Below are 5,219 nucleotides of genomic sequence, written 5' to 3'. Positions count from 1 at the left end.
TCTCTCACGAATGAAGAAGTTTTATCTCTCTGTGGTTGGGACTATAGCCTTTCTCAAAAAGGTGAGGTACGAATTTTGACCTGGAAAGCTTGACAATACAGGGTTTCTGTATACCTCATTTATCTGAGAATCGCTATATATCCTTGAAGCTATATTAAGTGCAACTTCATAGTAAATTGGTATGAGCAGCAATATGGCATAAACTTGTAACTCGTGCTGCTCAATCACTGCCTGATCAATACTTTTTCCTACCGCATCTACATCCAGATTCCGGATGGAACTACGCTTTACCTCACAAGCGACCACCAGTCGCTCCTCTCCATTTACCTCGACTGAAAACGCAGCGCCGCAACCCTGTTGCAGTGCTGGGTGGCTCTGTTCTACAGTTAGTTCAATGTCTTGCGGATAATGGTTATGACCCCGGATGATGATCAGATCCTTGAGGCGACCAGTGACGAAAAGTTGGTCATCCTTCATGAATCCCAGGTCTCCAGTGCGAAGAAACGGACCCTCCCCCGTGTCCGCCAGGTATGCGCCGAAGGTGCGCTCTGTCTCTTCTGGCCTGTTCCAGTAGCCCTGGGCGACGCTCGAACTCGACACCCAAATTTCTCCCACCTGGTTAGGCAGACATCTGGTTAGAGAGGCAGGCTCCACAATGACGATCTTCGTATCGAGCAAAGTACCGCCACATCCCACCAGCGTCCGCGTATCTGGCCCGTTTTCCGAAAGCTCAATCAGGTGATGCTTTGCGAGCGTAGATGCCTGAACAGTGCAGAAAATCGGCATTTCTGTCATGCGTGAGGCAGAAACCTTCAGTGTTGCTTCGGCCAGCCCATAACCGGGACAGAAGGTACTCCAGCGGAAACCACAGGGGCAAAAGGTCTCTGCAAACCTTTTTAGAGCTTCTTGGCGGATCTGCTCCGCGCCATTTACAGCCACACACCAACTACTCAGATCTAAAGTCGCACGCTGTTCCGGCGTGATTTTGCTAATACAAAGCTCATAGGCGAAATTTGGAGCACCGCTGTGGGTAGCCCTGTAGCGCGAAATCGCCTGGAGCCATCGAACCGGCTGCTGAATAAACGATGTGGGTGCCATTAAGACACACGAGCACCCTTGGTACACGGGTTGAATGATTCCGTAGACCAATCCGAAATCATGAAAGTGAGGGAGCCACGATACAAGCACACTGTCCGGCTTGGTTTCCCATGCTAGGGCAAGGTCTGCTGAATTGTGCATTGCGTTCCTATGGCTGATCATCACCCCCTTCGGTTTTGAAGTGGAGCCAGATGTGTACTGGAGATAAGCCAGTGTATCGCCAGTTACCGCTGGCTCTTGCCATGCCTCCGCCAGATCCCTAGCAACATTGTCGGTGGTCAGCAAGCGTAGATCCGCCAAGTCTGGAGCCTCGGCAAACCGTCGTTCTACATTAGACAGGGTTTGTGTGGTTGTCAGTACTACTGTCGCCTGGGCATCTGCCACAATGGCTTGGATGCGATCCATAGACCGATTGTTGTTCCGGGGCGGATAAGCAGGGACAGCAACGACCCCAGCGTACAGGCACCCGAAAAACGCGGCAATGAACTCCAACCCTGCTGGATAGAGCAGCAACGCCCGCTCCCCACTCGCCCCTAAACTTTGCAGCTGAGCCGCGATCGCTCGTGCCTGCAAATCCAATTCTAGATATGTTAAACTCGTTTCTTGTGTTTCTCCATCCAGGAGAAAAGTAAAAGCCTTTTTGTTAGGCTGGTATAGCGCTTTACTGTGAAGAAGGTCTACTAAAGTGTCCACACTATCGACGTTAAAACAATTTTCGTAGGCTAAGTTTTGACTGGTAACCATTTATTAAACATTTTCAGTAAGGGGACATTGGGGAACTACAACGCCTACGCCACTCTTCCCCCTGATAACATCAACGGGTTCCGATGGTCGGGGACGAAAATTCCTTATTAGACAACGAAGATATTGAGGTCGCTTGTGGATACAGCGATTCAGAAGATATTGGCGTTTTTTGTTTTATACAATACTAGAGTAATGATATATATAATTATTTGGCGGTATGTATACCTGAAGTATTATTACAAAATAAATCTGTAGATATATATACAATTAAGTACAACACAGCTATAACTTCACCAATAACCCCGGTTGATTCTGGGGGTGTATTATATAAAATTCGCGTGCCACCATTAACGCCAATTTAAGGATGCGCTTGGGTAAACCCAGCTCCTGTACGAGTCGATGTTCTTAAAGCCAAAGTCACTCAACTCAAATTACCAAAATCCTCATAGTAGCTTGGGCGGTTGAGGCAGTAGCCCGTTTAGGTGGCTATTCGGGACATTGGACGCATTTGAAAGCGGTGCCAAACCAACCTGCCTCGCCTACCTTAAGGAAAGGTGGACTGACATAAGACCGCATAGTCTACAGAAAAAAATTGATAAATCTGTTCGAGAAGCTTAGCATTGCTCTATAAGTAGTACATCGACTTTTGACACATAGGTTAGCTGGTCCAATCCCAATCCCCAGGCACGCCTGTGTCTATTCTGCTTTCCCTACGCCGGAGGTGCATCTGTGACTTTCCGGACCTGGGCTGATAGCCTACCGATGACTATCTAGATCTGTCCTGTCGAATTGCCTGGACGGGGAAAGCGGATAACGTCCGTCCCATTTACTAGGCTACAGCTGCTTGTTGAGGCGATCGCGATCGCCATTCTTCCGTACTTAGACAAACCCTTTGCTTTCTTCGGTCACAGTATGCAGGGTAAACGCATCTTAACTTTAACCCAAAATATGCTACAGTTAAATCCGACTAAAATTTAATCTAGTTTGTTGTAGTTTATTGGTGCTATCAATGGCAAGAGGTTTTAGTAAAGCTGTAACTTCCCAACAAAAACACACAGATTTATTGCCTTGAATGAATCTTTAAAATGCTATTTTTTTAGAACATTTTGCCAATTTTAACGACCCAAGAATAGAAAGAAGTAAAGAACACTTACTCAAAGATATTAGATCGATTGCGATTCTAGCTATCCAAACGCGGTGCAGACGGATGGGTCGCAATAGAAGCCTATGGTAACGCCAAATATTAATGGTTAAAAAGCTTTCTAGAATTACCGAATGGTATACCATCTCATGACACATTTAGTCTCCTTCTTTGCCTAAATTGAACCGCAGCAGTTTCAAGAAGGTTTTTTGAGTTTGGTAAATGCGATAGTCGGGGAATTAGAATTAAACGTGATTGCCATTGATGGCAAAACAATGAAACAATCTTATGACCGAAATGACCAGCAAAAAGCGCTACATATAGTTACTGCCTGGTCTTCATCTCATCAATTGGTTTTAGGACAGAAAAAAAAACCAAAAAAATCTAACGAGCTGACAGCAATTCCGGAGTTAATAGAAATGTTAGAAATTGCCGTAACTCTAATAACCATTGAGGCTATGGGCTGTCAAAAAGACATAAGAGCTCTAATTGTCAAAAACAAAGTAGATTATATTTTAGCTTTAAAATGAAATCAAAAACTTCTTTACAAAGCCGTAAAAGAATGGTTTTAATTAGCCCAAAAAGCAGATTATTTAGGCAAAAAATACAACCCCGCATAAAAAAGTAGAAGCTGGACATCATCGAGTGGAAAAAAGACAGGGCTGGACTGTTGATGTATCTGAGTTACCACCTCTGCCTAATCAAGCATTATGGACTGGATTAAAAACAGTTGTCATGATAGTTAGTGAACGACCATTGTGGAATAAAACCACGACTGAAGCTCGTTTTTACTTGAGCAATACTCCGGACAGTTTTTAAGCAGCTAAAATACCCTAAGACAAGACTGAAGGAAGGTTAGGGTGATTTAAAATCAAATCCCGGTCTAAATCTAACTTATCAATAAAGGTACAAAGTAGATGCTTATTGAATTCCAGCAGTTTATAAGAGGCAATTGAAAACACAAAAGACTTGGCAGATGAATGACAATTAGAGAGTTAATCTTTGGCTAAATTTAAGGCAATAAGACTGGCATTAAAATGAAAATAACGCCGTGGTAAATGACGAGCTTGACAATCAGACAATCCCGTAAATTGCTTGGCATCACGAAAAATAAATTCAATCTGGAAGCGAGCCTGATAATATTCAACAATTTGCTCAGGTGGTAGGTGAATATCAGTGCTAAACAATAAAGCATTTTTGATTTTGCCATTGGCTTGAACTTCAGAAATACAAGCCAAACTAATTTGACAATTTAAACAATAACTCGCCTTGAACCAATGTATATACTGAAACTCCAGGTTTGAGATTTTTAACAAATTTAAGACGACTCAAATCATTAGAGTCAAATTTACCATCATATTTGCGAGTTGCTCCCAGTTTCTTTTATTCACCTGTATAAAGATAGCGTAGGTTAGCATCAACTCTTAACTTGCCAATAAAGTCTAATTTTAACTCCCGTACAGCCTCCCAGAATTGAGAGCGGTAGTAATAGCCATCAGCCACCAAATAACGTACAGAAGTGGGGAAGAAATAACGAGTATTCTTTAGATGTTGTGCATAGTCATCAACTCTTGTGATGGCAGGCGTTGAGCTTTGAGTATCCTGTTTTTTGCGAGATTTCTTAGACCAGCAATTTTTCGGATTTTGTAGGAGTTTTTTCACCGGCTTTATTTGAGGACGTGACGGAGTTTGTTGTACGCTTAAGCTATAAGATAAATAAGTCTCAATTTTGACAATAGGAATTACAAAAATTTCCAACCCCTGTTCCGATTTGCCAGCTACACCATTATAAAAATAAGCTTTACCGTCAGTTTTTTGGCCACTTTTTATTAAAAAATAACAATCAATAACAGCAATGATTGTGTGTTCATAATTTAAGGCTTTTTTTAGAAAAAATTAATTAAATTGTGGAAATTTAAACGTTTTGATAAAGTGACGACGGTAGGTTTTTTCGCTCAAATAACTATAACGACTGAGATTCGTGAAGTTGATCTTGCCTTCTTGCTAGCAAAATAGTTGAGAATAAAGTGATTAAAAACTTCTTTTGGGGTTGACTAATCCCTGGCATTTGTTGTAAGATGGATTCCATAATATTCCTGTCGGGGCGACAAGTCGCTTATAACGCTGATAGAATAAGCCTCATAGCTCTTATTCCTTGTTGGTAATTAGGTAGTTTATGTGGAGACAAAGACATTAATTCAACAACAACCTGCCAATTACTAAACATCGAATCGAC

General features: G+C 42.3%; 4 protein-coding genes. 1 reads left to right on the top strand and 3 read right to left on the bottom strand.

Features of this window, described 5'->3' with window-relative positions; all coding sequences use genetic code 11:
• Positions 1 to 21: 21 nt before the first annotated feature.
• Positions 22 to 1,842, bottom strand: a complete 1,821-nt coding sequence (locus ACUVJL_RS30845) for a fatty acyl-AMP ligase (protein WP_445249315.1) — start codon at positions 1,840 to 1,842, stop codon at positions 22 to 24.
• 1,350 nt (positions 1,843 to 3,192) lie between these two features.
• Between ACUVJL_RS30845 and ACUVJL_RS30840 the strand changes: the two genes are divergently transcribed.
• The gene (locus ACUVJL_RS30840) at positions 3,193 to 3,513 is read left to right on the top strand and encodes an ISAs1 family transposase (RefSeq protein ID WP_445249314.1); all 321 of its coding nucleotides are present in this window, start codon (positions 3,193 to 3,195) and stop codon (positions 3,511 to 3,513) included.
• A gap of 465 nt (positions 3,514 to 3,978) precedes the next feature.
• On the opposite strand, the gene ACUVJL_RS30835 is transcribed toward ACUVJL_RS30840, so the two are convergent.
• Entirely contained in the window at positions 3,979 to 4,221 is a 243-nt protein-coding gene (locus tag ACUVJL_RS30835; RefSeq protein WP_445249313.1) for a transposase, read from the bottom strand.
• Between the two features lie 145 nt (positions 4,222 to 4,366).
• On the bottom strand, positions 4,367 to 4,645 hold the full coding sequence (locus ACUVJL_RS30830; protein WP_445249312.1) for a hypothetical protein: 279 nt from the start codon (positions 4,643 to 4,645) through the stop codon (positions 4,367 to 4,369).
• Between the last annotated feature and the right edge of the window lie 574 nt (positions 4,646 to 5,219).

It is taken from the genome of Microcoleus sp. OTE_8_concoct_300, from assembly GCF_031383065.1.
GTDB lineage: Bacteria > Cyanobacteriota > Cyanobacteriia > Cyanobacteriales > Microcoleaceae > Microcoleus.
This window is presented reverse-complemented; position numbering and strand designations above follow the sequence as displayed.